This is a genomic window from Streptomyces sp. RLA131, from assembly GCF_056270125.1.
This window is the reverse complement of sequence record NZ_JBWDOQ010000002.1, coordinates 726276-753075: the sequence shown is the minus strand read 5'-3', so window position 1 is coordinate 753075 and position 26800 is coordinate 726276. Positions and strand designations below refer to the sequence as shown.

The 26800-nt window shown below is 71.6% G+C and carries 20 protein-coding genes and 1 pseudogene; 13 read left to right on the top strand and 8 right to left on the bottom strand.

Going from position 1 to position 26800, the window contains the following annotated elements; all coding sequences use genetic code 11:
* The first annotated feature begins 165 nt into the window (after positions 1-165).
* Both RWE79_RS04215 and RWE79_RS04210 read left to right on the top strand, forming a co-directional pair.
* Positions 166-1413 carry a hypothetical protein gene (locus RWE79_RS04215; RefSeq protein ID WP_475938645.1) on the top strand — a complete coding sequence of 416 codons (1248 nt, stop codon included), beginning with the start codon at positions 166-168 and terminating at the stop codon, positions 1411-1413.
* A complete protein-coding gene (locus RWE79_RS04210; RefSeq protein WP_475938644.1) occupies positions 1410-1841 on the top strand; it encodes a hypothetical protein in 432 nt (143 codons plus the stop codon). The genes RWE79_RS04215 and RWE79_RS04210 overlap by 4 nt, the downstream gene beginning before the upstream one ends.
* Here RWE79_RS04210 and RWE79_RS04205 read toward each other — a convergent pair.
* Positions 1824-4079 (bottom strand): ATP-binding protein, encoded by a 2256-nt coding sequence (locus RWE79_RS04205; protein WP_475938643.1) that lies wholly within the window; start codon positions 4077-4079, stop codon positions 1824-1826. The two genes, RWE79_RS04210 and RWE79_RS04205, sit on opposite strands and share 18 nt — an antisense overlap.
* Positions 4080-4165: 86 nt before the next feature.
* Between RWE79_RS04205 and RWE79_RS04200 the strand changes: the two genes are divergently transcribed.
* Positions 4166-5752, top strand: coding sequence for an IS1182 family transposase (locus RWE79_RS04200; protein WP_475938642.1), 1587 nt, complete (start codon positions 4166-4168; stop codon positions 5750-5752).
* Between the two features lie 405 nt (positions 5753-6157).
* Positions 6158-9232: an AfsR/SARP family transcriptional regulator gene (locus RWE79_RS04195; protein ID WP_475938641.1), complete on the top strand. Its 3075-nt coding sequence runs from the start codon at positions 6158-6160 to the stop codon at positions 9230-9232.
* A 399-nt stretch (positions 9233-9631) separates the two neighbouring features.
* Here the strand turns inward: RWE79_RS04195 and RWE79_RS04190 are convergent, their stop codons facing one another.
* Both RWE79_RS04190 and RWE79_RS04185 read right to left on the bottom strand, forming a co-directional pair.
* Positions 9632-11791, bottom strand: a complete 2160-nt coding sequence (locus tag RWE79_RS04190) for a tetratricopeptide repeat protein (protein WP_475938640.1) — start codon at positions 11789-11791, stop codon at positions 9632-9634.
* Positions 11792-11815: 24 nt separating this feature from the next.
* On the bottom strand, positions 11816-12331 hold the full coding sequence (locus RWE79_RS04185; protein ID WP_475938639.1) for an XdhC family protein: 516 nt from the start codon (positions 12329-12331) through the stop codon (positions 11816-11818).
* Here RWE79_RS04185 and RWE79_RS04180 point away from each other — a divergent pair.
* Positions 12222-12647 (top strand): annotated as a pseudogene (locus RWE79_RS04180) (VWA domain-containing protein); the annotation flags it as partial. The gene RWE79_RS04185 and the pseudogene RWE79_RS04180 sit on opposite strands and share 110 nt — an antisense overlap.
* A 123-nt stretch (positions 12648-12770) precedes the next feature.
* On the opposite strand, the gene RWE79_RS04175 reads toward RWE79_RS04180, so the two are convergent.
* Complete coding sequence (locus tag RWE79_RS04175) at positions 12771-13637, bottom strand: MHYT domain-containing protein (RefSeq protein WP_475938638.1); 867 nt, start codon at positions 13635-13637, stop codon at positions 12771-12773.
* A gap of 311 nt (positions 13638-13948) precedes the next feature.
* Between RWE79_RS04175 and RWE79_RS04170 the strand changes: the two genes are divergently transcribed.
* The 4 genes from RWE79_RS04170 to RWE79_RS04155 all read left to right on the top strand — a co-directional run bounded on the left by RWE79_RS04170 (position 13949) and on the right by RWE79_RS04155 (position 19366).
* Complete coding sequence (locus tag RWE79_RS04170) at positions 13949-16033, top strand: DUF4139 domain-containing protein (protein WP_475938637.1); 2085 nt, start codon at positions 13949-13951, stop codon at positions 16031-16033.
* 7 nt (positions 16034-16040) lie between these two features.
* Positions 16041-17717 (top strand): DUF4139 domain-containing protein, encoded by a 1677-nt coding sequence (locus RWE79_RS04165; protein ID WP_475938636.1) that lies wholly within the window; start codon positions 16041-16043, stop codon positions 17715-17717.
* 255 nt (positions 17718-17972) lie between these two features.
* Positions 17973-18665, top strand: coding sequence for a hemerythrin domain-containing protein (locus RWE79_RS04160; RefSeq protein ID WP_475938635.1), 693 nt, complete (start codon positions 17973-17975; stop codon positions 18663-18665).
* A 74-nt stretch (positions 18666-18739) separates the two neighbouring features.
* On the top strand, positions 18740-19366 hold the full coding sequence (locus tag RWE79_RS04155; protein ID WP_475938634.1) for a helix-turn-helix transcriptional regulator: 627 nt from the start codon (positions 18740-18742) through the stop codon (positions 19364-19366).
* Positions 19367-19414: 48 nt separating this feature from the next.
* On the opposite strand, the gene RWE79_RS04150 is transcribed toward RWE79_RS04155, so the two are convergent.
* Positions 19415-20416 (bottom strand): amino acid ABC transporter permease, encoded by a 1002-nt coding sequence (locus RWE79_RS04150; RefSeq protein ID WP_475938633.1) that lies wholly within the window; start codon positions 20414-20416, stop codon positions 19415-19417.
* Positions 20417-21033: 617 nt separating this feature from the next.
* On the opposite strand from RWE79_RS04150, the gene RWE79_RS04145 reads away from it, so the two are divergent.
* From RWE79_RS04145 to RWE79_RS04135, 3 genes are read left to right on the top strand one after another with little or no spacing between them, the layout of a single operon-like run.
* Positions 21034-22134, top strand: a complete 1101-nt coding sequence (locus RWE79_RS04145) for an LLM class flavin-dependent oxidoreductase (protein ID WP_475938632.1) — start codon at positions 21034-21036, stop codon at positions 22132-22134.
* Positions 22131-22679, top strand: a complete 549-nt coding sequence (locus RWE79_RS04140; protein ID WP_475938631.1) for a GNAT family N-acetyltransferase — start codon at positions 22131-22133, stop codon at positions 22677-22679. The genes RWE79_RS04145 and RWE79_RS04140 overlap by 4 nt, the downstream gene beginning before the upstream one ends.
* A gap of 50 nt (positions 22680-22729) precedes the next feature.
* Entirely contained in the window at positions 22730-23650 is a 921-nt protein-coding gene (locus RWE79_RS04135) for an ABC transporter substrate-binding protein (RefSeq protein ID WP_475938630.1), read from the top strand.
* A 269-nt stretch (positions 23651-23919) separates the two neighbouring features.
* Here the strand turns inward: RWE79_RS04135 and RWE79_RS04130 are convergent, their stop codons facing one another.
* Entirely contained in the window at positions 23920-24126 is a 207-nt protein-coding gene (locus tag RWE79_RS04130) for a cold-shock protein (protein WP_475938629.1), read from the bottom strand.
* A gap of 337 nt (positions 24127-24463) precedes the next feature.
* Here RWE79_RS04130 and RWE79_RS04125 point away from each other — a divergent pair, with 337 nt between their 5' ends.
* Positions 24464-24931 carry a hypothetical protein gene (locus RWE79_RS04125; protein ID WP_475938628.1) on the top strand — a complete coding sequence of 156 codons (468 nt, stop codon included), beginning with the start codon at positions 24464-24466 and terminating at the stop codon, positions 24929-24931.
* A gap of 11 nt (positions 24932-24942) precedes the next feature.
* On the opposite strand, the gene RWE79_RS04120 is transcribed toward RWE79_RS04125, so the two are convergent.
* Together RWE79_RS04120 and RWE79_RS04115 are read right to left on the bottom strand one after the other, a co-directional pair.
* Positions 24943-25737 (bottom strand): family 1 encapsulin nanocompartment shell protein, encoded by a 795-nt coding sequence (locus tag RWE79_RS04120; protein WP_475938627.1) that lies wholly within the window; start codon positions 25735-25737, stop codon positions 24943-24945.
* Positions 25734-26786 carry a Dyp-type peroxidase gene (locus RWE79_RS04115; RefSeq protein WP_475938626.1) on the bottom strand — a complete coding sequence of 351 codons (1053 nt, stop codon included), beginning with the start codon at positions 26784-26786 and terminating at the stop codon, positions 25734-25736. The genes RWE79_RS04120 and RWE79_RS04115 overlap by 4 nt, the downstream gene beginning before the upstream one ends.
* Positions 26787-26800 lie beyond the last annotated feature (14 nt).

Here is a 26800-nt window from a genome sequence, read left to right as displayed (position 1 = left end):
CAGGCGGAAGCGGCCGACCGCGGACAGCGGCGCGGCACCGCGCACCCGCAGTTCGGAACCGGCTGCAAGCTTTCGTCAAGGCCGTGGCAAGGATTCCGTCCGGCCGGCGGGGCACCTCCGCGGTAGTCGGGTCCGAGATGCAACGACGGGGGTGTCGGTTCGGTGATGTCCGCTGTGAGGAAGTCGGTCGCTGAAGTGCGGCGGGAGCCGGTGCAATGGCTCACGCTGCCAGGCTGCAAGAAGGTCCTGGTCATCGTGCACACGGAGGTCTACGGGCAGCGCCTTGGGGATCTGCTGCCGCTGCTGGCATCGGATCTGCGGATCCAGACGGCGTTCACAGTCGCGCCGCACGCGTTCAACCGAGGGGCCGTGCGTTTTCTGCGGAGCATCGGTGCCGACGTGCTGCCGTGGGAGGAAGCGGTGTCCACCGACTTCGATCTCGCGCTCGCGGCGGGGTCGCAGGGCATGGACCAGGTCCGTGCGCCACTGGTCCGGCTGCCGCACGGCGCGGGGCACATGAAGATGTCCCGGGTGGCGGACGCGCCCGCGGGTGTGCCGCGTACGGTCGGCGGTCTGGGGCGGCCGTACCTCGTGCGGGACGGCCGCGTGGTGCCGAAGGCCCTGGCGCTGGCACACCACGACGAGCTGTCGGAGCTGGAACGATGGTGCCCCGAGGCGCTGCCGGTGGCCGAGGTGGTGGGGGATCCGTGCCGCGACCGGATCGCGGCGAGTCTGCCGCTGCGGGATCGCTATCGCCGGGCACAGGGCCTGCGTTCCGGGCAGGAACTGGTGCTGTTCTCGTCCACCTGGGGGCTGGGCTCTTCCTTCAACCGTCTGGACGCCCTCCTGCCCAGGATGCTGGCCGAGCTGCCCCGCAGTAAGTACCGGGTTGCCGTCCTGGTGCATCCCAACGTGTGGGCGGGACACGGCGACTGGCAGGTCCGGGCCTGGCTGTCGGCCTGCCGCGGGCGTGGCGTGACGGTGATCCCGCCCTGGGCGGACTGGCGTGCGGCGCTCGTCGCCGCCGACTGGGTCATCGGCGACCACGGGTCGGTCACGCTGTACACGACGCTGACGAGAGCGCCGATCCTGATGGCCCGCTTCCCCGAGGACGATGTCAACGCCGCCTCGCCCGGTGCGGCCCTGGCCCAGGTGGCACCGGCACTGTCGCCTTCGTACCCGCTACGGGAGCAGCTCGCGTACGCGGCGGCCGAGTATCCGGCGGAGGCGTACGCGGGGATCGCGCGACGGATCTCCTCGGAGCCCGGCCGCTTCAACCGGAACATGCGCCGGCTGATGTACCGGCTGCTGGGACTCGGGGAGCCCGCGTACTTCCCGGAGACCGATCCCGTGCCCCTGCCCGATCCGCTGGACGGTCCGCACCTGGGCGGTTGCCCGCAGACCCGGGTATGAGTGCCATGGAGGCCCCCGGGGCGGTCGGGGACCGGTTACCGCGCACGGACGGCGACTGCGTCTGCGTCGATGTCGACCGGTGCGCGGACGAGGCGCTCACGGCGTGCGGGGATGTGCTGTACGGGGCCGGCCGGTCCGGGCGGGCCCGGGAGTTGCTGCGGCGCTACCCGGGCTGTCTGATCGTCGTGGTGCGCGAACCGCGGAGCGGCAGGGGTCTGGCGGTGACCCGCACGGGCCCCGCCGCGACGGTATGCCGGGTGGGCGGCGGCCCGGTCCGGGCCGGCGACCTCGCCGCGGTCGCCCGCGTACTGCATGCGTGGATGCTGGCGGTCCGGCCGCCGCCGGGCCGCCCGGAGCCGATCGAGGTCGCGTTCCTCGGGCGGAGGTACCGGCTCAGCCCGATCCGCTCCTCAGGTCAGTTCTCGTAGCCGGCCCCGCAGGCGCCGGGTGTCTTCGGCGCTGACGGGCTCGTACAGCTCCAGGGACTCTTCGAACCAGTGCCTGGCGGTGGCGGCCTCGCCGCGCTCCAGGGCGAGGTCGCCGAGGAATTCCCTGGTGCGCGCCTGCCAGTGGACCGAGCCTGCCGTTGTGAATTCGTCCGCCGCCTGCCGGAGCATCTCCTCGGCGGTGGCGTGGCCGTGGCCGGCGCGTGCGTGTGCCTGCGCCAGATAGGCCAGTGCGCGTGCCGCGTCGTAACCGTCGGCCTCGGCCAGCAGCGCGGTGCGTGCCTGGTCCAGAAGCCGGAGTGCGTCGTCCGGGCGGCCCGTGGCCAGGGCGATGTCCCCCATGGCCAGCCGGGTCAGGGCAGCCCCGCGCCGGTATCCGATGGCCTCGCGCAATCGGAGGGCGTCCGCGAAGTGGGGCAGTGCTGTCCCCAGCCGGCCGGCCAGCCGGTGCGACTGGCCGAGTCCGTGCAGTGCCTGGGCCTGCGCACGGCGGTCGTTGTCGCGCCGGGCGCACCCCAGGGCTTGTGCGAACCACCGTACGGCTTCGTCGTGCCGTCCGGCGTTGCGCAGGCCCGCTCCGCCGCTGGTGAGCATCCGGCTCTCGGCCGCCGGGTCACCTGCGCGGCGGGCCGCGGCGAGGCCGATCTCGTGCGCCTCGATCCACAAGTCGTAGGGCCGAAGACGGAGGAAGAGCGGCCACATGGCATCGGCGAGCTGCCATGCGGTGGCATCCCAGCCCTGTTCGGCGGCGGTGCGCAGGGCGGCCATCAGGTGCGACCGTTCCGCGTCCAGCCAGTCCAGGGCGTCACGCTCACCGGCGAACACGGTGGGATTGTGCGGCGGGAAGGAGTAGTCGCGGCTCAGGGTGCGGTGGCTGGGCGACAGTACCGCCTCCGCCGCGGTCGCGCGCTCCAGCAGCAGGTCCACGACGCGGCGTACGGTGTCCCGCCGGTCGCCGGGGGCATCCATGCTGGCGGCCAGCCGGCTGGCGTGCAGTCGGACCAGATCGTGGAAACGGTAGCGGCCGTGCCCGGTGTGGCTCTCGGGTGCCAGATCCTCCATCAGGTTCTTCTCCGTGAGCTCGTCCAGGAGCTGGTCGGCCGAGTCGAGTGACACCGCGCAGGCAGCGGCGGCGATCGGGGCGGTGAACACCGTCACCGGTGGCAGGCCCAAGTGGCGGTAGCCCCGGGCCAGTTCTGAACTCAGCCCGGCGTACGACTCGTTGAGGGCCACTTCGACCGCCCTGTCTCCCTCCACTTCCAGGGTCGCGAGACGGGCGTCGTCGCGGCCCAGCGCACCTGCCATGGCCGAGACCGGCTGCCGGGGGCGCGCGGCCAGCTGGGCCCCGGCCAGGCAGACCGCCAGCGGCAGTCGGGAGCACAGCGACACCACCGTCCGGGCCGCCTCCGGCTCGCGGTCCACCCGGTCGCCGCCGACGCGCCGGGTCAGCAGTTCGACGGCCGCGCCGGTGGTCAGGACACGCAGGTGGTGGAAGGCCGCGCCGTCGACGCCGAGTCCGGGCAGCCGGTTTCGGCTGGTCACCGCGACCAGGCTGTCGGGTGCCGCGCCGGGCAGCAGCGGGCGTACCTGGGCGGCGCTCAGGGCGTTGTCGAGCATCACCGTGACGCGTCGGCCGGCGGAGACCGAGCGCCACAGGGCGGCTTGCTCATCAAGATGTGCCGGCACCTCCGTCACCCCGTAGGCGCGCAGAAACCGCCCCAGAATCTCGCCCGGGTGTGCGGGGCTACCGGGGGTGTGGCCGCGCAGGTCCGCGTACAGCTGCCCGTCGGGGAATTCGTCACCGAGGCTGTGAAGCCATCGGGTGACCAGTGCTGTCTTTCCCACCCCCGCCAGACCGGTGACCACGACCAGGCTGCTGCTGCGGAGTTCCTGCAGCGTGGCGGTGTCGTCCTCGCGGCCCGTGAAGTGTGGCGGTGTGGGCAGTAGTTGGCGGGGGACGGGCATCCGGGGCGCGTCGCGGCCGGCGTCGTGGAAGTGGATGCCGCCGTTGATGTCGCGTGCCTGGATACTGGGGCCCTTGATGTGTGTCCGGCCGCTGACCGAGTTGACCTGGCCCTCGGCAGCCGTGTGCGGCCTGCCGGTCATGGTGATCCACATCCGTAGTGCTCGGAGGAGAACCGCGGATTCCTGGGCCCGGCGGATCAGCAGCTCGGCGAGTGCGTGACGCGCCGCCGAGTCCTGGGGTGGCTCCTGGGTCACGAACTCGGCCGGAGGCCGGCTAGAAGACTGCTGAAAATCTCATGTTCTGGCCCCGGCTCGGTGGAGTCGGGGCCAGTCTTGTAGGCATGCAGGGTGAGTGGGCCGGGGAGATGGTCGGGCCGGATGTGTGGGAGACGTGCCGGGAGTTGATCCCGGTGGGGAGTGTGTTCGCGTTCCTGGCCGAGCATCGTGAGGTGCTGTTCCCGCCGGGGATGTTCGCGGACATGTATCCGTCGTCCAATGGCCGTCCGAGTCTGCCGCCGCAGGTGCTGGCCGCGACGGTGGTGCTGCAGAGCCTGCAGGGGCTGTCGGACTTCGAGACGGTCCAGGAACTGCGGTGTGACCTGCGGTGGAAGGCGGCTTGCGGGCTCGGGCTGTACGACACCGCGTTCGATCCGTCGCTGCTGACGTACTTCCGGCGCCGCTTGCGTCATTCGGCCGATCCGATGCGGATCTTCACCAAGGTCAGGGAAGTCGTGGCCGCGACCGGCGTGCTCAAGGGCAAACAGCGGCGCGCGCTGGACTCCACCGTGCTCGATGACGCGGTGGCCACCCAGGACACCGTCACCCAGATCATCTCCGCGATCCGCCGGGTGATCCGCGAGGTCCCCGGCGCCGACGAGGTGGCCGCGGGGCACTGCCGGGCACACGACTACACCGACCCGGGCAAGCCGAGGATCGCCTGGGACGACGAGAGGGCCCGCGCCGCGCTGGTCGACGCGCTGGTCACCGACGCCCTCAACCTGCTCGGGCACCTGCCCGAGCAGAACCTGGGGGAGAAGGCGGCGAACGCGGTCGGCCTGCTGGCCCTGGTCGCCGGGCAGGACGTGGAACCCGCCGAGGACTCCGACGGACGCGACGGGCGCTGGCGCATCGCCAAGCGCACGGTGGCGGACCGGACGGTGTCCACCGTTGACCCCGACGCGCGGCACATCCACAAAAACCGCACCCGTCACCAGGACGGCTTCAAAGGGCATGCGTCCTTCGAGCCGGAGACCGGGCTGTTCACCGCCGTCGCCCTGACCAGCGGCTACGGCCCCGACAACCACGAGGCCGCCGTCGCCGCCGGTCTGCTGGCCGACGAGGAAGAGGGCGCGGAGTTAACCGTGCTCGGCGATTCCGCCTACGGCACCGGCGACCTGCGCGCGCAACTGCAGGCCGACGGCCACACCCTGGTGATCAAGCCGCCGCCGTTGCGGCAGGCAGTCCCCGGCGGGTTCACCGTCGACGACTTCCGTATCGGCCTGACCGCAGGCACCGCGACCTGCCCGGCCGGAAACACCGCCAACCTCGGCCAGATCAAACCCGACGGCGCCCGCACCGCCCAGTTCAAGGGTGTGTGCGCCGACTGCCCGCTGCGGACGCGTTGCACCACCTCCAAGACCGGACGCACCCTCAACGTCCACCCCCAGTACGAACTGCTGGCCGCCGCCCGGGCCCAGGCCGCCACCGACCCCGTCTGGAAGGACGAATACCGCCGATGGCGGCCACCCGTCGAACGCGCCATCGCCTGGCTCGTCGCCAAGGGCAACCGCCGGGTTCCCTACCGCGGCGTCATCGCCAACAACATCTGGCTCCACCACCGCGCCGCCGCCCTCAACCTCCGCCGACTGATCAACCTGGGACTCACCCGGACGAGCAACACCTGGCATCTCACCCCAGCCACCGCATAGCAAAAGGGCCGCCCGGCCTGCGGCCGGACAGCCCCTCGACAAGATTTTCAGCAGTCTTCTAGGGGCGTCCTCGCCCGGTCCCCGGTCGGCCAGCAGGTCGTGCAGGCCGCGCCACTGGTCCGGGCCTGCCCGGCGCAGGGCGGCTGCCAGTTCGGAAACGGTCACGAGGTCCACTGTCGACGGCCTCCCCGCAGGCCCGTCACGCCCACTGGGCATGGCGGCGACCCGGCGCTGTAGTGGATGTGCGAATGACCTACCCAACGACTTGGCGGTTTAAGACCGTTAGGGCATCTAGAAGGATCGATTCGTCGACCATCTGTTGCCGTCTGGTGTTTATTGTTGAGCAAGTGTCATCCTTTTTGATGGCAGGCACGGGTGGCGGTGGACCGGCGATAGGGGACGCTGGTGCGGCGGTTCGAGATAAGGATCTTGGGCACGGTAGGAATCGTCGCTGACGGACGCCCTGACCACGATCTGCTGGGCTCCGCCAAGGAGCGGCATCTGCTCGCCGCGCTGGCGGTCGACGTCGGCAGGCCCGTGAGCCTGGACGCACTCACCTCCCGGCTGTGGGACGAGGACCCGCCGGCCAAGCCGCGCAGCAGCCTGCACACGTACGCCGCCCGGCTCCGCCGCCGGTTGAGGGTGGCCGGCTCCGAGGATTCCGCGGCGCGTACGCGCATCGTCCAGGAGGCGCACGCGTACCTGCTCGACGTGGACCCGGACCAGGTCGACTGGCACCGCTTCCGGGGACTGGTGGGGGCGGCTCGCTCGGTCCTGGCCAGCGGCGACGAGGCTCAGGCGCTGACGCTGCTGCGTCAGGCCCGGGATCTGTGGCAAGGCGAGGCGCTCGGCGATCTGACCGGCCTGTGGGCCGAGGGCATCCGGCGGCAGATGGAGGAGGAATGGCTCTCCGCGGCTCTGAGCCGGATCTCCATCGAGTTACGGACCGGTGGTTTCGCGGACGCCGTCGGTGAGCTGACCGCACTGGTCGCCAAGTGCCCCACGGACGAGACCGTCATCGGCCATCTCATGATCGCGATGTACGGTTCCGGCCGGCAGTCGGACGCTCTGCGCGTCTACGAGTCCGCACGGCGCCTGCTGCGCACGGAACTGGGTACTGACCCGGGGGAGGCACTCGAGGATCTCCATCGGCGCATTCTCGACCGCGTCCCCAGCGGCGCACTGGTGGAGCGCCCGTCGTCCTCGCACCCGGCTCCCAGCAATCTGCCCGGTCAGGGTGATCTCATCGGCAGATCCACCGAACTGGCCCGGATCCGGACGGCCTTGTCGGGCCCCTCGGGGTGCGGGTTGTGGTCCGTCAGCGGAATGCCGGGAGTCGGGAAGACCTCGTTGGCGCTGCACGCCGCCCGGGGCCTCGCCGACCAGTACCCGGACGGACAGCTGTACCTGGATCTGAGAGGTCATTCGCCCAGGGAGGAGCCACTGACTCCGCAGGCGGCCCTCAGGTCGCTGCTGCGCCTTCTGGGGGTCCCTGCCGCCGCTGTCCCGGGCGAGGTGGACGAGCTCTCCGCGCTGTGGCGCACCATGCTGAGCACCCGTCGAATGGTCGTCGTCCTCGATGACGCCGCGGGAACGGATCAGGTTCGCCGCCTCCTTGCCGGCAAATCCACCTCCTTGATCATCGTGACGAGCCGCCGCCGACTGGTGGGTCTGCAGGGCGGCCGTTCGATGTCCCTCGACATCCTGCCGGACGAAGACGCGGTCGCGCTCTTCGCTCAGCTCGCCGATCCGACCCGCGTCGAGGACCCGGGGGAAGCCCGCTCGCTCGCGCACCTGTGCGGCTATCTGCCACTCGCGATCGAGCTTGCCGCCGGCCGTTTGAAGTCCCGGTCCTCCTGGACGGCCGGGCACCTGATTCACCGGCTCTCACGGAGCCACGGCAGGCTGATGGAAATTCGTGACGGCTACCGTGAGATCGCACGCGCGTTCGAGTTTTCCTATCTGACATTGACTCCCGTCGAGCAGGCGGCATTCCGCACGCTCAGCACCCATCTGGCCGCGGAAATCGGCTCGCATTCCGCGGCCGCGCTCACCGGTCTCCCGCTCGACGAGACCGACCGGATCCTGGAGGCGCTCCTGGATTCGAACCTGGTCCAGGAGCCGGAGCCGGACCGCTTCCGATTCCACGACCTCATGGGGGAATACGCCAGGACTCTCGCCGTCGCCGAGGACGCGGAGGAAGATCGCGAATCGCGTATCCGACGCCTCGTCGATTTCTATGTGCTGGCCGTCGACAAGGCGGACCGTCTCGTCTTCCCGCGCCGCGCGCGTCTCGAAGTCGCCGGTCACACCGACGCGTTCACCATCCCTGCCTGGCGCGATGCCAGAGAGGCCCGGGACTGGCTGACCATCGAGCGCCCCGCGCTGATCGCCGCCGAGCGGCACGCCCGTACCTACGGTCACCCCCTCCGGGCCGCTCACCTCGCCCATGCGCTGTCGGCCTTCCTCGATGACGGCGGCTACTGGAACGAAGCCCGGCGGATGCATCGGCATGCCGCGGACTTCTGGCGCGACGAGGGGAACCTTCAGGCCGAGGCGCGCGCCCTGATCGACCTGGCGTCCGTCTGCTCCCACGCGAGTCAGTACGACAGGGCCGCCGAAGCCGGACGACGTGCGCTCGCCGTGGCGAGCGCCGCCGGTGACGGTGAGGGCGAGGCCGAAGCGCTCCATCTGCTCGGCGGGCTCTCCTGGAATCTCGGCCGGCTCGATCAGGCCCACACCTACCAGACGAGGACGCTGGAGATCCGCGAACGCCAGAAGGATTCCTGGCAGATCGCCCGGTCCCAGAACAATCTGGCGGTCACCCTTCTGTATCTGGGGAGGCATGAATCGGCGATGGATTTGTTCCGGGCTTCATTGGCGGGATTCCGGGAAGTGGGTGACCGGCGGGAAGAATCGAATGTGCAGAATAATTTGTCCGACCTCCTGATGGCCCTGGGGGACAGGGTGTCGGCCCGGCAGGTGCTGGAGCAGTCCCTGGAGATCACCCGCGATCTCGGAAGTGAGTGGGACTATGCCGTGGCGCAGGTCAATCTGGCGAATATCATGAACGCCCCGGAGAGTCCCGGTGAGGTGCTGGATCTCCACCGTGAGGCCCTTTTCACCTTCCGTCGCCTCGGTGACCGAAGGAATGAGGCGATCACCCTGAATTCGATAGGCGAAGTGCTGCAGAACACCGGGCACTACGGCGAGGCGGCGGCCCATCACCACAGCGCCCACGCGATGGCCCTGCGGATCGGCGCGGCGCACGAGATAGCCCAGTCCTTGCGGTTGCTCGGTACCGCCGAATTGGCACTTGGGCAGCTCGAAGCCGCTTCGGCCACCCTGGAAGCCGCTCTCGCGCTCTCCCGGGACATCCATGCCGGGAGTGAACAGGACCTCGCCCGCCATGCGCTCGCGAGACTCCGGGCGGAGCGGGAGAGGATGGCTCCGCGTTCAGAAAAGTGCAAAAATGATTGATCATGGTCAGGTGTGACCGAGTCGGTAGCGCAGTCAGGCTGCACATATTCGCTCATCTGAGCTGGCATAGTGCTGTCGTTTGCGCGTAGCCACGGGCTCCTGCTAAAACCTCCGCCAGGAGATACGTTCCTTCGAGCAGGCCAGAGCGCCGGGTAGAGGACAGACTTGACCAGAATCACTGGCATCGTGGTGGTGGCCGTTTTTCTTCCCCTCATCTGCCTTTCGGGCGGTGAGGCAGTGGCTTCGACACTGAAGGAGAATGGCGCTCGGCACGCAGAAGCGATCTGCCGACTGAGCGACGAGCCGCTCTCCGCGACGACGATGTAAAGCTCGTTCGTCGCGCAATTCGCGGTCCGGTCAGGCGTCGGCTTCATCCGGTGGATGAAGCCGACGCGGTTTTCAGTGCAGGTGTCCGTAGACGTCGGCGGTCGTGCCGGCGAGGGCCGAGGCGGCGGCGGCTTCGGCTCGGGCCGCCAGAGCCTCGTCCTGGCGGCCGACGGCTTCCAGGGCGAGGGCGAGATTGTTCAGGGTCAGCCCGGTCGCGTACCAGTTGTCGTACTGCCGCCGGATGTCGGCCGACGCGTGGAACGCGGTGATGGCCTCGTCCCGGCGGCCCATCGCGTGCAGGGCCCAGCCGAGGCTGTTCAGGGAGTCGCCGGAGAGCACCTGGTCCCCGGTGGTGCGGTGTGTCGCGCATGCCTGCCGGAAGGCGCCGACGGCCTGTCGCGGGCGGCCCGCCGCGTCCAGGGCGAGGCCGAGGTTGTGCCAGGCGCGGCCTTCATGGCGCTGGTCGCCGGTGGTGCGGAAGCGGTCGCGGGCCCGGGTGTGGGTGGCGATCGACTCCTCGTAGCGGCCCGCTTTGCGCAGGGCGAGCCCCAGGGTGTTCCATGCCATGGCCTCGCCGGTCCGGTCGCCGGTGGAGCGGGAGAGGCCTGCGGCGTGGGTCAGCGGCTCGATGGCCTCGCCGTGCCGGTCGGCCCGCAGCAGCGCACTGCCGAGGTGATGGCAGACGGTCGCCTCGCCGTGGTGGTCCTTCACGTGGCGGGCGGCCTCGCGGGCGGAGCGGTTGACGGCGATCCAGTCGTCGAAGTACCGCCGCCAGCGCAGGTATTCGGCCAGGGACAGCGCCAGCCGTACGGTCGCCGCCGCGTAGCGGTCCCCGGTCCACTGGGCGGCGGCCACCAGATTGACGCGCTCCGCGTCGAGCCACGCCAGCGCGGCCGTACGCCCCTCCAGGGCCTGAGGTGTCCGCTCCAGGCTCCGTACATGGCGGTCGGCGGCATCCGCCAGCCGGCCGTAGAAACCCAGCGCGCGTTCCCGGGCCAGCCGGCCTTCCTCGGCCAGGGCCGGATCACCCGCGGTCAGTGCGGCCGCGTAACTGCGTACGAGGTCGTGGATCCGCCAGCGTTCGGCCCCCGCCGGGTCCTGGTGGGGTGTGACGAGATGGGCGCAGGCCAGACCTTCCAGCAGGGTCAGTGTCTCGGGAGGGTCCAGGCCGGCCATGGCCGCCGCCGAGGCGGTGCCGCACTCCGTGCTGGGTGCCTGCGCCAGCAACCGCAGCATCCCTGCCTGTTCCCGGTCGAGCCGGCCGAACGACACGTCGAAGACCGGGGGCAGCGCCAGACGTCTGCCGTACTGGTCGACACCGTGGCTGACCAGTGCCTGCGTCGGGTCGGCCGCCGCCCGTAACTCCCCGACCAGTGAGGCGACCGGACGGCCCGGGTGGCGGCGGCGCAGCAGCGCGGCGGCGATCTGCAGGGCCAGCGGGAGGTGGCCGCACAGCCGGGCCAGGTCGGCCACGGCCTCGCTCTCGTGGGCGGGCCGGGGGTCGTCGGGGCGGCCCATGCTCAGGGCGCCGGTGATCAGGGACGCGGCGTCGGCGGGGCTGAGGGTCTCCAGGGCGAACTCGCGGACCGGCAGGCAGCCCAGCCAGTCGCGGGAGGTGATCAGGACCCGGTGCCCCGGACTGCCGGGCAGCAGAGGGGAGATCTGCTCGGGCGCCGAGGCGTTGTCCAGGACGAGGAGCACCGGCCGGTTGTCGTCGGAGAGCTGGGCGAGGCGGCTGCGGTAGAGGGTGTACGGGTCCACGTTGTCGGACGGGAGGTTGGCGTGCCCGACCCCGAGCGCGTGGACGAGCGAGGTGACGGCCTGGTCGGCGGTGACCGGGGTGGCGTCGTAGCCGCCGAGGTCGACGAAGAGACTGCCCCCGGGAAACCACTCCCGGTCGCGCGCGGTGTGGGCGGCGTGCAGCGCCAGCGCGGTCTTGCCGATTCCGCCGAGCCCGGTCACGGCGCAGCCCAGGGCGCCGCCGGGGGCCGTCCTGCCATGGGTGGGGTTCAACGCGTCGAGCAGTGCCTTGAGTTCGTCATCTCTGCCGGAGAAGCGGGCCGGCGCCGCGGGCAGCGCCGACAGCGCCGTGGGCGGGGAGTGCCGGCACTGGGTGACGAACACCTTTCCCGCGACCATGCCCCGGAACTCGCCACCCCGGAAGTCGATGTGGTCGCCGTGCACGTCGCCGCTCTCGCCGGCCTCGTCCCGGCCCGGTTCTGCCGCCTCCACCGCGCCCCTCCGCCCCGTCACGGACTACCGTCGCCCGCCCCGCAGTTCGGGCGATTCACGGTAGTCCATCCCGTACGTCCTCGTGGGGGAGTTCGTCAGCTTGTGGCCGGCACCGGGGGAGTGGCGTGGACGGGGCCGCAGGTGTGGCTGAGGGGGCTGCCGGAGCCGCCGTGGCTGAGGGCGACGGTCCGGGCGGCGATGGACAGAGCGGTCTCCTGCGCTGTACGTCCGCCGATGTGCAGGCCGACGAAGGCCGATGTGCAGGCCGATGGGCGAGCACAGCCGGGCCGGTTCGCCGTCGGTGAGGGCGGTCTCGCGGAGCCCGCGCAGCCGCTCCTCGTGGGTGCGGCGGGACCCCATGGCGCCGACGAACCCCGGGGAACCGGTACGGCCGGTCCGCCGCCGTGCCACGACGCGCCGCCGCCGGCCGGTGCTGCTCTGCGACATCTCCGGCTCGATGGAGCCCCGCACCCGCGCCTGCCCGAGGCTTCTCCCGCGGGCCGCGGCGGGCGCGGCCGCCGAGGCGTTCGTCTTCGCCACCCGACTCCCCAGGCTCACCCGGCTCACGGCGGCGCTGCGGCACACCGAAGCCGACACGGTTCTGCGGCGTGCGGGTGCCACCGCGTCCGACTGGTCGGGGGGCACCCTCATCGGCCGCCGCCGGGCCGAGTTCAACAACCGCTTCGGGTGCCGGGGGATGGTCCGGGGCGCCGTGGTGGTGATCTTCTCCGACGGCTGGGAGGGCGAGGCCCCGGCCGCCGTCGCCCGTGAGATGGCCCGGCCGGCCCGGCTCACGCATCGCATCGTCCGGGTCGACCCCCGTAAGGCGTCCGCCGGTTACGCCCCGCTCACCGGCGGGATGGCCGCGGCGCTGCCGCACTGCGACGCGTTTGTGAGCGGGCACAGCCTCGCGGCCCTGGCCGCGGGGCTTCCCGGCGCTCCCCGCGGCTCCGCCGGATTTCCCCGCGGGAAGGGGGGATTACCTGGCCCGGCGCCCGTGGGTCTGACGATAGGTGGGACGGTCGCCCGCCTGGAAGAGATTCGGCGCACCCTGTTCGTAACTCCCGGAGGAATTCCGCGGGCCGACCGGAGACGGCGAATCATCGTACTCGCGCAGCGAGATATCGCGCCTTTCCTCCACGGAAGTCGTCAGGACGGCGAACCACACCAGGAGCACTTCGAGCACCAGCCCGATGATCAGCGGCGCCACCAAATCGATGCCGGTGACACTTCCGCTGTCGGGGAGAGCGCCACCGACCGTGACCTTGGCGGCGACCATTCCCGTGTAGTGCATACCGCTGATGGCGAGTCCCATGACCACCGCGGCTATGGCGATGGTGAGACGGTTGTTGACCCGTAGCGTCGCCCACAATGCCGCCGTGGCCGCCACGACGGCAATGCCGACCGAGAGCAGCACGGTCGAGGTCGAGTAGGTCGTCGTGCCCGGGAAACGCAGTGCCGACATGCCGATGTAGTGCATGGCGGCGACCCCGAGTCCCGCGATGAAACCGCTGCTCAGAAGGGTTATCCAGTTCTGCCACAGGCCGGCCACGAGCATCCCGGCGCCCACGATGCCCACCGCGATGACCAGGCTCAGCACGGTCGTCCTGACGTCGTATCGCAACTCCACCCCGTCGACCGAATAGCCGAGCATGGCGATGAAATGCATACCCCAGATGCCCGACCCGAGGGTGAGCGCTCCGGCCACCAGCCAGTTCCACCCCGCACGGAGGCCCCGGGCGCGAAATCGCCTGGCACATGCGAGTCCCAGGGCGGAACCCAGACATGCCATCAGATACGCGAACACCGGGTAGGAAACACTGGAGAAAAGATGCTGGTGCGACACGAACGGAGCCCCCTAGGAAGTGGCTGACGATTACGCGAACCGGCGTGCGAAGACCTGACGGCTGACCGGCGGAGTGAAGTTGGCCGAACTCTTCACCGGAATCCAGTGGTCAGTACGGACACGTTACATATCCGGAGCGTGACCGACGAGCCCCTGGCCGTCACCGTTAGCATGTCGAAACCTCCAAGTGGTCGCCCCCGGCAGCGTTGTGACGCTCTGTCAGCACCGGGGGGCGGACGTCGTCAGGGGGCGTGCCGGGGCGAAGGACTATGGTTCGGACACGATCAGGCGAGGGCTGGTGAGGGGGACGGGTGACGGCCGAGACAGACAGGCGTGGACTCGCGGAACCGGTGCTGTGCGGGGAATCCGTACTGGAGTCCGTGGTGGTCCACTCCACCGGGGCCGTGTGCACCCGGCGTGCCCGCTGTGAGCTGCCGGTCGGCGGCCCCGGCGGGACCCCGGTCCCCGTGTGGATCGAGGGCCTGCCGGTCACGGTGTACGAACACTCGCTAGGGGCCCGCGTCCTGTCCGGGCCACCCGGCCTGCGGGTGACGGACGTACGGGTCAGGAGGTCGGGCGGGCTCCAGCGGGCCGACGAACTGCCCAGGCTGCGGCTGGACCTGGAGGACGCCCAGGACCGCTGTGTGGAACTGACCGCGAGCCGGGACCGGTTGGCGGCCGAGATCGAGGAGGTCGCCGCACTGCGCGCCGTACCGCCGCAGCCCCGGCGCGGGGACGCGCCCCGCTGGGCGCCGGTCGAGTCCATGCTCGCCCTGGCCGGCTTCCTCGACGGCCGGCTGGCGCTGCTCCACGGCCTGCTGCGAACCGCGGAGGACGAACTGTGCCGGGCCGAACACCAGGCCGACGTGCTCGTACACCGCGTTGAGAAGGCGTCGAGCGCCGTCCACACCGGGCGGAGCAGGGAGTACGCCACCGCGATCCTGACGCTCGACGGGAGCGGCGCCGGTGCCGAGACCGACGCGGAGATCGAGATCGAGATCGAGATCGAGGTCGAGTACCAGGTGCCCGGGGCTACCTGGTCGCCCGTCTACCAACTGCGGCTGGACGCAACGGACTCCGGCGCCGGCGGGGCCCTCGTCCTGCGGGCCTGCGTGGCCCAGCGCACCGGCGAGGACTGGACCGGCGTGCGGCTGGGGCTGTCCACCGCCGACCTGCTGCGGCGCACCGACATCCCCGAGTTGCAGTCGCTGCGGATCGGGCGGCATCAGTCGGTACCCGTCGCGCCGACCGGATGGCGCGAACCGCCCTCCGGACTTCAGGAGTTGTTCACCGGCTACGACGCGGCTGCCGCCCCCGTCGAATCCCCGCCCCCGCCCCCGCCCCGGCCCCGGCGGCCCGCCGCGCCCCTGGTGGGCGGGGCCCCGTCGTCGGCCCGGCGCGCGGCGGGAGCCGGGTACGGTGCGGCCCCGTTCCCCCCGGCCGCTCCCGCCCTCGCGGCCGCGCCGTCGGGCCCGCCGCCGATGGCGGCGGGCGCCGCGCCCCTGATGTCCCCGCCACCGCCGCCGTCACCATCGGGGGTCCCGGCCGCACCGCCGGCCGGTCCCACCGAGGACATGCTCGACTACGCGCGGCTGACGCTGGCCGGCCCGGACGAGCCGGGCACCCGCGGAAAGCTGCGGCCCGGCGGGTCGGAACCCGGCGCGGTCGTCGCCGAGCACCGGCGGCGCGCCGAGTCCGTGGCGCGGCTCGCGCCGCCGTCGCACACCGTCCCCGTACGGTCCTCCGCCGGCTCCTTCGACTACCGCTTCGACACCTCCGCGCCCGTCGACGTGGAGGCGGACGGCACCTGGCACACGGTTCCCGTCTGCGAGGCATCCGTGGAGATGGTGCCCGAGTATCTGTGCGTGCCCTCCGAGGACCAGCGCGTGTACGGATCCATCGTGCTGACCAACACCTCCGGCCATCCGCTGCTGGCGGGACCGGCCGACGTCACGGTCAACGGTGAGTTCGTCCTCACCGCGCCGCTGCCCACCCTCGCCCCCGGCCGGCGGCGGCGGGTGGGGATCGGCGTGGTCGAGAGCGTGCAGGTGGCCCGGCGCGCCCATATGCGCGAGTCCGCCGCCGGACTGCGCGGGGGGACGACCGTGCTGGACCACTCGGTGGAGGTGGAGCTGGCCAACCGCCTCCCGCACCCGGTGCTGGTCGAGGTCCGCGAGCGCGTACCGGTGACCACGGACAAGGACATACGGATCGAGGAGCACCCGTCCGTACCGCCCTGGACGGCCCCCGAGGAGCCGGACGACGACCGTTATCCGCACGGGGTGCGCGTCTGGCGGGTCGAGCTGGAGCCCGGCCGGACCACCACCCTCAGGGGCGGTTACGAGGTCCGGGTCCCGGCGGGCAAGGCACTGGTCGGCGGAAACCGGAGGGACTGACCACACCATGACGGACTCAGCACCCCAGGCGCAGGCGCAGGCGCCGGCGCGGATCACCGCGGTGACCTGCATGGAGGACCGCGCCCAGCTGGAACGCCGGGCCCACGTCGACCTGGTCGCGGGGGCGCAGCGGCTGCGCGTCGGGCCGGTCACGCCCCTGGCCGTGGACCGGTCCCTGCGCGCCGACATCGTCTTCGACGACCCCGGTACCGGTGCCGAAGGCGGGGCGCGGGTCGTAGACGCCCGCGTCGTCCGCGCCTACACCCCACCGGCTCCGGGCGAGCGCGGACCCGGCGGGCTCGGACCCGGCGAGCCGGGAAAGGGGATCTCCGTGCTCCGGCGGGAGGTGCACGCCCTCGAAACGGCGATCCGTGACGCCGGTCTGCACAGGCAGCGGCTGGAGAGCCGGCTCGCGGTCATCGCCCAGGCCAAGGCCGACCTGTACCGGGACATCACCGAGGGGGCCGGAGCGGGCAGTGCCGACCCCGAGCGCTGGACGGACCGGCTGGAACGCGTCGACACCGAGGCCGAGGTGCCGCGCGAGGAACTGCACGTCCTGCGGCGCCGGCTGGGTGACCTCGAAGAGGAACTGAGCCAGGCCCGCCGGGTCCTGGCGGACACGGAGAACGAGCCGGAGACCCTGACCGCCTTCGTCGAAGTGGTCGTCGAGGCGGACCGGCCGGGTCCGGCCCAGCTCCGGGTGACCCATCTGGTGCCCTGCGCCCTGTGGCGGCCCGCCTACCGGGCGACACTCGCCCCGGACCGGCAGTCGGTGGCCCTGGAGACCGACGCCGTCGTATGGCAGCGCACCGGAGAGGACTGGGACGGGGTCCGCCTGTCGCTGTCCACCGCCCGGCCCACCGTCGCCGCGAACCCGCCGACGCTCCGCGAGGACGTCCTCGTGCTGCGCGACCGCTCCGCCGAGGAACGCCGTACGGTCGAAGTGGATCTGCGCGAGGAGGAGATCCGCACGGTCGGCGCCGACTCCCCGGCGGCGGCCACGGGTGCCGGCGGTCCCCTCCCGACGGATCTGCCCGGCCTCCAGGACGGCGGCGAGGTACGGGTGCTGGCGGCCGCGGTGCCGGTCAGTGTCACGTCCGACGGGCAGCCGCACCGCGTGCACCTGTCGGCGTTCACCGCGCCCTGCCGTGCCGGGCTGACGTCCTCCCCGGAACTGTCGCCGCTGGTGGCCCTCGTGGCCCGGGCGGCCAACGCGTCCGGGCACGTCCTGCTCGCCGGCCCGGTGGACCTGGTGCGCGGCAGCGGCTTCGTCGGCCGCGGGGAGCTCGCCTTCGCCGGGATCGGCGAGGAGTTCCGGCTGGCCTTCGGTACCGAGGACACCTACCGCGTCGTCCGCGACGTCGAGGAGACCCGCAGCACGACAGGGCTGACCGGCATCAACCACCGTACGGTGATCACCCGCCGGGTCCGGCTCTTCGTATCGAGGCTCGACACCACGGCCGAGGGCGCGGCCACCACCCTCGTCGTGCGCGAACGCATCCCCGTCTCCGAGGTATCGGCGGTCGAGGTACATCTGCGCACCCAGGCCTGCCACCCCGAACCCGCCGAGGGCCCCGACGCCGAGGGCGTCGTGTGCTACGCCCTCCGACTCGCGCCCGGGGAACGGCAGGAGATCGTCATGGAGTACGAACTCCGCGCGTCGGGCGCGGTGGTGGGCCTGTGACGGTGCCGTAGGCGTCCGGCGCCGGCGGGCGGCGCCCGGACCGGCTCCGTTCCCGGCTCCGCTCCGACGCACCGCCATCCTGCGGCGGGGGACCCGTCGGACTCGCCGGCGGGAGGGCGCGGAGCGTGGGCCGTGCCCGGTGGGCGCGCCGCGCCGCCCGCGGGGCGGTTCCCTCCGGACGCCAAGTAACCGCCAAGTGCGTTCCCCGATGATGTGGACCCGTCAGTCCGACGCAGCACATTCGGGGAGATTCACGTGTCCGCCACCAGTACGACCGACAGCGGTTTCGCGGGCGAGCGTCCGTACACCCACGAGATGGTGATCATCCACCGGGTGTTCCGGCGCGAGTCCCGCCTGCTGCCCCGGCTCGTGCGCGCCGTACCCTCCGGTGACACCGGGCGCGCGGCGACGCTCGCCGGGTACGTCCAGGAGTACCTGGGCGGTCTGCACCACCACCACGGCCTGGAGGACGAGCTCGTCCGGCCGCTGCTGCGCGAGCGGGCCGAGGGCCACGAGAGCCTGGTGGCGCGGATGGAGACGCAGCACCAGGACATCGACCGCGGTCTGGCCGCGGTGGCCGACGCGCTCGCGACGTGGCGCGAGGACGCGGGCAAGGACGCCGGGGAGGCACTGGCCGCCGCCCTCGACGAGCACCGTACGACGCTGCTCGAACACCTCGACCACGAGGAGGAGTTCGTGCTCCCGCTGATCGCCGAGCACCTCACCGTCGCGGAATGGGACCTGGTCGGGGCCCGGGGGCTGGAGACCATCCCGAAGAACAAGGTGCTGCTCGCACTCGGCGCCATCCTGGAGGACGCCACCCCGCAGGAACGTGCCTTCTTCCTCTCCCGGGTGCCCGTCGTCGGCCGGCTGGCCTGGAAGTACGTGGGGCAGCGCCAGTACGCCCGTCGCTGCCGCGAACTGCGCGGCACCCCGGGCCCGGCGTAACCGGTTCACGCACACGAGGGACGGCCGGCGCCCGCCGGCGGGTACGGGCACGACGAGAAGGCGGACACACGGGGATGCTTGCGATCACGGTCCTGGCCGACGACCGGATCACCGGCGAGGGCGCGACGTCCTATCTGCGCGGCTGCCGCGGGGTGCTGCTGCTCCCCGCGGACCGCCGCGCGGAGGCGGATGTGGCGCTGATGCTGACGACGGAGGTCGGCGAGGAGACGGTCCGGCTGATGGAGACGCTCTCCGCCGAGTCCACCAACCCCGGCATGAGCATCGTGCTGGTCACCGACCGCATACGGGAGGACCAGCTGATCCGCGCCGTCCAGTACGGGCTGCGCGGTGTGATGTGGCGTCAGGAATGCGGCTATCAGCAGGTCCTGGAGACGATGCGGGAGACCGCCCAGGGCAACGCCGAACTGCCCGCGCCGGTCCAGGGGTGGCTGATCGACCGGATGCGCTCGATCCAGCGCGACGTACTGGCCCCGCTCGGGCTGACGCCGTCCGGGCTGGAGGTCCGCGAGGTCGAGGTCCTGCGGCTGCTGGCCGAGGGGCTGGACACGGTGGAGATCGCCCAGAAGCTGAACTACTCCGAGCGCACCATCAAGAACATCGTGAGCGCCATGACCAACCGGCTCGGGCTGCGCAACCGCACTCACGCGGTCGCCTTCGCCCTGCGCTCCGGGGCCCTGTGACCGCGCGTTCCCCCTGCCCGGACGTGAGGTGCGCGCGCCGCCCCGGCGTCACCGGCCGCGGTCGGGGAGCGGACGCGCGTCGGCGGCCGTGACCGTGCGCAGCCGCGCCCGCAGCCGTTGCGGCGGGGTGGGAGGCACCGCGACGGTGGTGCCCCGCGCGTAGTACCGCTCGACGTAGAACTGGCCGATGCCGAGCACGGTGGTGACGGCGATGTACCAGAGGGTGGCGACCATCAGCAGCGGGATGACCTGGTAGGTGCGGTTGTAGACCAGCTGGACGGAGAACAGCAGGTCGTGCACGGCCAGTACGCTGACGATGCTGGTGCCCTTCAGGGTGCCGATCAGCATGTTGCCCGCGGTCGGCACGATGGACCGCATCGCCTGCGGAATGACGATCCTGCGCATGGTCCGCCATCTGCTGAGGCCGAGCACCTGCGCGGCCTCGGTCTGGCCGGCGTCCACGGACAGCACGCCGCCGCGCACCACCTCGGCCGCGTAGGCGGCCTCGTGCAGGGTCAGGCCGATGACCGCGGTGAGGGTCGGTCCGAGCAGGTTCACGGTCTTGACGGTGACGAACTGCGGGCCGAAGGGGACACCGAACCCGACTGTGGGATACAGGGCCCCGATGTTGAACCAGAACAGCAGTTGCACCAGCAGCGGAGTGGACCGGAAGATCCACACATAGCCCCAGCTCAGCGTGCGCAGCACGGGGTTGGCGGACAGCCGCATCACCGCCAGCAGGGTGCCGAGCAGGAAGCCGAGCACCATCACCGCGCCGGTGAGCCACAGCGTCAGCAGCAGCCCGTCGAGCACGGCGCCGGTGGTGAAGTACCGGCCCACCACGTCCCACTGGAACGCGCTGTTACGGACGACGGAACCGGCCACCATCGCGAAGACCAGCAGTGCGGCGGCGGCCGCGGACCAGCGGCCGAAGTGCCGGCGCGGCACGATCCGCGGTGGGCCGCCGAAGGGGTGCTCGTCGGCTCCGGAGGCGGGTGGCGGCCCGGACGCGGCGGCGTCGGCAGCGGTGACATCGGACGGCGTGGCCATGGAGAGGCTCCGGGGGGAGAGAATCGCGGGGGCGCGGGCTGCCTGCGCCGCTGCCGGGGCAGTGGACGCGGCTGGGCGGGGTCATCACGCTCGCCGCGTCCCTCAACGCGACCGTTCCGTCCCGATCGTAGGGCTCGGGACCACGCGTCTGTCAACAACGCCTGGAGCGGGTCGGCCGGCCGGTCCGGCATCCGGGCAGTGGTTGACGTGGCACACGATCTGCTGCTCAATTAATCATGTGATTGCCCAGCAGCAGCCCTTGGTCACCCGCGACCACATCGACTTCGGTCGGGTGTGGTCCGCCGCGTGTCGCGGCTGACCCGTTCAGCTGGCTGTCCGACCGGCCCTTCCCTCCTTCGGTATCCCCGACGCGGGCCGATTCCCCCGACCTGACGCCGCCTGACGCGGACGTCGATCCGCGTACGTCGATCCGCGTACGTACCGCGGTGCGGGTCCGGACATGTGCCGAGTCCCCCACCTCCCCCCACCTGCTCTCTCCTGCTCCCTCCTGACCCGACGTTCCGGTGTCATCACGCCTGTCTCCACGCACTGACGTTCCGTCATGCCCGCGTACGCGCCCGCTGTTGCCTCGTTGTCCTTTCCGAAAGGTCATGTCCATGCCTGTGGAGTTCCTCGGTATCGCCGCCACCCATGACGGGTCCGAAACCACTCCGCGCTCCGGCGCCGCCTTCGACAGGGAGTACACGCTCCGGCTCGCGAGGGCCCACGAGGACCACGGCTGGGACCGGGTGCTCTTCGCCTATGGTTCCGGTTCGCCCGATCCGGCGCCCGCCGCCGCGTACATCGCGAGCAGACTCGACACCCTGCAGCTCCTGCTCGCCCACCGCCCCAACGTCTCGTACCCCACCTACGCCGCCAAGACCTTCGCCACGCTCGACCAGATCAGCGACGGCCGGCTGACCGTCCACTTCATCACCGGCGGCAACGACCAGGAGCAGGGACGCGAGGGCGACACCCTCGGCAAGGACGCGCGCTACACCCGTACCCGCGAGTACATCGAGATCGTCAAGCGGATCTGGACCAGCCACGAGGCCTTCGACCACGAGGGCGAGCACTACCGCTTCCACGACTTCGTCAGCGATGTGTTCCCCGTCCAGCAGCCACGGCCCGGCGTCTCCTTCGGCGGCTCCTCGCCCGCCGCGTACGAGGCCGGTGGTGCCGAGGCCGACATCTACTGCCTGTGGGGCGAGCCACTGGAGAAGACCGCCGAACAGATCGCCGCGGTGAAGGCCGCCGCGAAGGCGGCCGGCCGCACCGACGCCCCGCGTATCCAGGTGGCCTTCCGTCCGATCATCGCCCCGACCGAGGAACTGGCCTGGGAGAAGGCCCACGAGACCGTCGGCGCCATCCGTGCCCGCCGCGAACAGGGGCTCGTACGCCACCGTCGCGGCGGCGCCCCGGAGAACACCGGCTCACAGCGGCTCATCGCGATCGCCGAGGCGGGGGAGCGCTACGACCGGGCCCTGTGGACCCCGACCGCGGCCGCCACCGGCGGCGCGGGCAACTCCAACGCCCTGGTCGGCACCCCGGAGACGGTCGCCCAGGCCCTGCTGGACTACTACGACCTCGGCGTCGACATCATCTCCGCCCGCGGCTACGACCTGCTCGGCGACGCGATCGACTTCGGCCGGTACGTCATCCCGATCGTCCGTGAGGAGGTCGCCAAGCGCGACGCCGAGCGGGGTGCGCGCGGATGAGCTCCCTCGGACAACCACCGTCACCCGCAGCTGAACTGACGGTGATTCAGGTCACGGTCTCGGACCCGCGCGTGGAACCGCTGCTGCGGGAACTCGGCGACGAGTACTCCTCCCGCTACGGCAAGGACGCGCACGCCGAACTCGCCCGCTATCCCGACGAGGAGTTCACCGCCCCGCACGGCGGTGTGCTGCTCCTGCTGCTGGAGCACGGCGAGCCGGTCGCCGGCGGAGCGTTCCGCCGGTACGACGCGGACACCGCCGAGCTGAAGAGGATCTGGACGCACTCCGCCCACCGCCGGCGCGGTCTGGCCCGCCGGGTCGTCACCGAACTGGAGTACGAGGCGGCCGCCCGCGGATACCGGCGGATCCACCTCACCACCGGTCCGCGCCAGCCCGAGGCGCGCGGTCTCTACCTGGTCACCGGCTACACACCGCTGTTCGACACTGCGGCCGACCCCGAGACCATCGGCCCGCTGCCCTTCGAAAAACAGCTGCCCGCCCAGCACCTCACCGATCCCCGCCTCCGAAAGGCCGCGACTCCGTGAAGCTCCCCGGCACCCGACTCCGCCCCCGCGCCCGACTCCGCACCCGGCTTATGACCGGCGCCCTGCTGCTGCCCCTGCTGGCACTGACCGCCTGCGGTTCCGGCGGCGGCGCCGACCAGGCCGCCGCGGCGGCCGGCGCATCTCCCGCGCCGACCGGCGACCCGGTGGCCGCGGTGCGCAAGGTGGACTCCGTCGCCGCCCTGCTGCCCGAGGCCGTCCGCAAGGCGGGCACCCTGCGGGTCGGTGAGGCCGTCGGCTCCCCGCCCTCGGCGTACTACCCGGACGGCTCGGGCAGGAAGCCCGTCGGCCAGGACATCGACATCACGGACGCCGTGGCCAAGGTCCTCGGCATCACGCTCCAGCGTCAGGACGCGTCGTTCGAGACGATCCTCCCCGCCCTCGGCAGCGGCAAGTACGACTTCGGCATCGGCAACTTCGGCGTCACCACCGAGCGCCTCAGGACGGTCGACTTCGTCACCTACATCGACGACGGCCAGGGCTTCGGCGTCAAGAAGGGCAACACCTCGCTCGGCAGCCGGGTCACCGACCTCACCCAGTTGTGCGGACTGGCCATCGGCACCGGCGCCGGCACCACCTTCGAGGCGACCCTGACCGCCCAGAAGGGGGTGTGCGCCAAGGCCGGCAAGAAGCCCTACGAGGTCAAGGTCTTCTCGGAGAGCGGAGCCGTACTGACCGCCCTCCAGCAGGGCCGGATCGACGTGGTGATGTCCACCATCAACGGCCTGCGTTACCAGGCCTCGCAGCCGGCCGCCGGAACCACCTTCCTGGGCGAGTACCACCGCCTCGACGTCGGGTTCGCCTTCGCGAAGGACTCCCCGCTCACCGCCGCGTTCCAGGCCGCCGTCAACAAGCTGATCAAGGACGGCACCTACGGGCGGATCCTCAAGAAGTGGGGCACCGGCGGGTCCGCGATCGACGCGTCGCGGATCAACCCGCCCGAGCACAGCTGAGCGCACCAGGCGCGGCGCCGGCGGGAAGCCGGCGCGAGGCCCGCGAAGGTGGCCCGCGCGGTCCCCCGAGGACACCTGTCCGCCAGGTCGTCCTCCCTGGTCACGGGTGTCCGAGCCGCGGCGCGGGACGGAGCCCGGCCGACCGCGAGCGCGGCCCTCAGGCGTGCGAGTTGACGCGTGGCCCCGGTCACGGCGGACTCCGGGGCCCCGACAGATCCAGTCGGGGCCCCGGAGTGTCCGCGCGACGGCCGGCAGGCCCCCGCGGGGTGTCAGCGGGCGCGGATGATGTTCTCCGCCTGCGGACCCTTCTGCCCCTGGGCGACATCGAAGGTGACGGGTTCACCCTCGGTGAGCTCCCGGTAGCCGTTACCGGCTATGTTGGAGTAGTGGGCGAAGACGTCGGGACCGCCGCCGTCCTGGGCGATGAAACCGTAGCCCTTTTCCGAGTTGAACCACTTCACCGTGCCACTGGCCATGCGTACTGCCCCTTGATCCGCGACGACGGGCCGCCGCACCGCCGCGGCCCCGGACACCCTCTGCCGGGTGCCCGCGCCGTACATACCCCGCCGTGCGATCGGCTATCCCCCCGCTTTCCCCGGCGGAGTCGAACTGATCTGCCCAGGGCCTCCGGCGCCGCTCCGGGTTGCGGGCCGCAGGGTCCTGTAGGAGCGTGAGGGAAGCATCATGCCCGCACCGCGTCAGGGGCGGCCCGAGCTCCCCTGACACCTGGCCGGACGCGCTCCTGCCGAGGACCGCCCCCGGCCCCCGTCGGGGTCACCTGGCCCCACAGCACTGCCAGGAAAGCAGCTCCCGATGCGACTTCTGCGCTCTCTCGTTCTGTCCGTCGCGTCCCTCGCCGCCGCGACCGCCGTGGCCGCGGCGCCCGCCCGGGCGACCGCCACACCGTCCGTGCGGCCGGCCCCGTCAGTCCCGTCGGCCTCGCCCTATGCCACGGTGCTGGTCAGCTGCTTTCAGCGGCCCCTGGTGATGCCGGGCGACGTCCTGCTCGCCTGCGGGGACGGCAACGACCGGATCGGCGGTCTGACCTGGTCCAGTTGGGGGCGGAACAGCGCGGTGGGCACGGGGTACGAGGAGGTCAACGACTGCGACCCGACCTGCGTCGACGGCACCTTCCACACGTACCCGGTGACGGTCGCGCTGTCCGGCAGCAGCCCCTGGCCCGGCAACCCCCACCTCCGGCGCTACACCGAGCTGACCCTCGGCTACCCGGCCGACCAGCCCGACTGGCCCCACCAGCCGACCTACGACCTCTGGGACTGACCGCAGCGCCGTCAGCTCAGCGCCACGGATGCCTCGCTCGTGTGGGTGAGGAAGGTGAGGGACTCCTGCAGGTACAGCTCGACGCCGGTCGCGTCGTGGGACAGGTAGCCGATGGACAGGTCCTGGCCGATGTGCAGTTCGTGGTCGCCGCCGCGGGTGGTGAGGAGGAAGGCGCCGCTGATGGCGGGCGCCCACACGATCTCGCCGTCGAGGAGGCGGGCCAGGTGCTCGTGGATCGGGTAGCCGTGGTCCGAGGTCTCGTTGACGGCGGTGTACGCGTCCGCGCTCAGCGCCAGCGAGAACGGGCCGTCGACACCGGCCAGCCGCAGGGCGGTGATGGCCTGGCTGACGCTGTCGGGGTAGTCCAGCGCCCGGTCGGGGAGGGTCAGCGCGGTGTTGGAGGAGGCGGCCCGGATGCCGTCGATACCGGCGGCGGGGTAGCCCTCGAAGATCGTACGGTCCTCGGCGAAGGCGATCAGGCGGGCGGCGTCCTTGGCGGGCTGCCAGTCCGGGTCCTTGGCGCCGCGCTCGACGTCGTCGACGGCCTGCCGGTCCAGGGTGAAGGGCACCCGCAGCTCGACCAGCGGCTGGGAGCGGCGCAGGCGGGCGCTGACGCCCCCGGTCGGCGCGTCGATCGGCGCGGTGTGCCCGGTGGATATCGCGGCGAGCGCGGCCCCGGCCGGCTCGGGTACGTCGACCAGCCGGCGGCCGGCGAGATGACGGGTGAAGGTGCGGCGGACCTCGGCCTCCAGATCGGCCCAGGCGGCCTGGGAGACGGGGGCGAGTTCGCGGTGGAGATTGTTCATCGGGAGGTGCTCCTTTTGAGGTCGCCGATGCCGAGTGAGCCGTCGGACGACGCGGCGGGAACGGCTGCGGGCTGGTCTTCCGGGGCCGCGGCAGCCTCCGGCGGGGGCGGCGGATCGTCGAGGAAGTCGGCGGTGGGGACGTGGAACAGGCTTCCGGTGACCGCGGTGGAGAAGTCCAGCAGCCGGTCGTGACTGCCCGGGGGATCGCCGATGAACATGTTCTCCAGCATCTGCTCGATGACGTCCGGGGTGCTGGAGTAGCCGATGAAGTAGGTGCCGAACTCACCGCTCCCGGGGGCGCCGAAGGGCATGTTGTCGCGCAGGATCTGCCGTTCGGTGCCGTCGGGGTCGGTGATGGTGGTGAGCGCGACATGCGAGTCGGCCGGCTTGAGATCGTCGGGGAGTTCGATGTCGGAGAGCTTGCGGCGGCCGACCGCGCGTTCCTGCGCCTCGACCGGCAGCGCGTTCCACGCCGCCAGGTCGTGCAGGTACTTCTGCACGATGACATAGCTGCCGCCGGTGAACTCCGGGTCCTGGCCCGGGTCTTCGGCGCCGATGGCGACGGCGAGGTTCGCGGCGGGCCCCGCCGGGTTCTCGGTGCCGTCGACGAAGCCGAGCAGATCGCGTTGGTCGAAGTACTTGAAGCCGTGCACCTCGTCGTGGACCGTCACCGCCCCGCGCAGCCGGTCCATGAGGTGCGTGGCCAGCTCGAAGCACAGGTCCATCCGGCCGGCCCTGATGTGGAAGAGCAGGTCTCCCGGAGTCGCGACCGCGGTGTGCCGGGCACCGGCGACCTCCCGGAAGGGGTGGAGCCCGGCCGGTCGCGGTCCGCTGAACAGCCGGTCCCAGGCCGCGGAGCCGATGCCGGTGACACAGGTCAGCGCCCCTTCCGGGCCCCGGAAGCCCACCGAGCGGACCAGCCCGGCGAGATCGGGCAGCAACTCCCGTACGACGGGCTCACCGCCGGGGTCAACGGTCACGACCAGGAAGACGGCAGACCCGGTGAGCGGGCTCAGCACCGCCTGCGGGACGGGCGCTGCGTCGGTCATGAGGCGTTCCCTGC

Bases quoted from the DNA above. Each gene is read 5' to 3' on its own strand.
- RWE79_RS04215 (WP_475938645.1), top strand. From the start codon at position 166: ATGTCCGCTGTGAGGAAGTCGGTCGCTGAAGTGCGGCGGGAGCCGGTG.
- RWE79_RS04210 (WP_475938644.1), top strand. From the start codon at position 1,410: ATGAGTGCCATGGAGGCCCCCGGGGCGGTCGGGGACCGGTTACCGCGC.
- RWE79_RS04200 (WP_475938642.1), top strand. From the start codon at position 4,166: ATGCAGGGTGAGTGGGCCGGGGAGATGGTCGGGCCGGATGTGTGGGAG.
- RWE79_RS04165 (WP_475938636.1), top strand. From the start codon at position 16,041: ATGACGGACTCAGCACCCCAGGCGCAGGCGCAGGCGCCGGCGCGGATC.
- RWE79_RS04155 (WP_475938634.1), top strand. From the start codon at position 18,740: ATGCTTGCGATCACGGTCCTGGCCGACGACCGGATCACCGGCGAGGGC.
- RWE79_RS04150 (WP_475938633.1), bottom strand. From the start codon at position 20,416: ATGGCCACGCCGTCCGATGTCACCGCTGCCGACGCCGCCGCGTCCGGG.
- RWE79_RS04145 (WP_475938632.1), top strand. From the start codon at position 21,034: ATGCCTGTGGAGTTCCTCGGTATCGCCGCCACCCATGACGGGTCCGAA.
- RWE79_RS04140 (WP_475938631.1), top strand. From the start codon at position 22,131: ATGAGCTCCCTCGGACAACCACCGTCACCCGCAGCTGAACTGACGGTG.
- RWE79_RS04135 (WP_475938630.1), top strand. From the start codon at position 22,730: ATGACCGGCGCCCTGCTGCTGCCCCTGCTGGCACTGACCGCCTGCGGT.
- RWE79_RS04130 (WP_475938629.1), bottom strand. From the start codon at position 24,126: ATGGCCAGTGGCACGGTGAAGTGGTTCAACTCGGAAAAGGGCTACGGT.
- RWE79_RS04125 (WP_475938628.1), top strand. From the start codon at position 24,464: ATGCGACTTCTGCGCTCTCTCGTTCTGTCCGTCGCGTCCCTCGCCGCC.
- RWE79_RS04120 (WP_475938627.1), bottom strand. From the start codon at position 25,737: ATGAACAATCTCCACCGCGAACTCGCCCCCGTCTCCCAGGCCGCCTGG.
- RWE79_RS04115 (WP_475938626.1), bottom strand. From the start codon at position 26,786: ATGACCGACGCAGCGCCCGTCCCGCAGGCGGTGCTGAGCCCGCTCACC.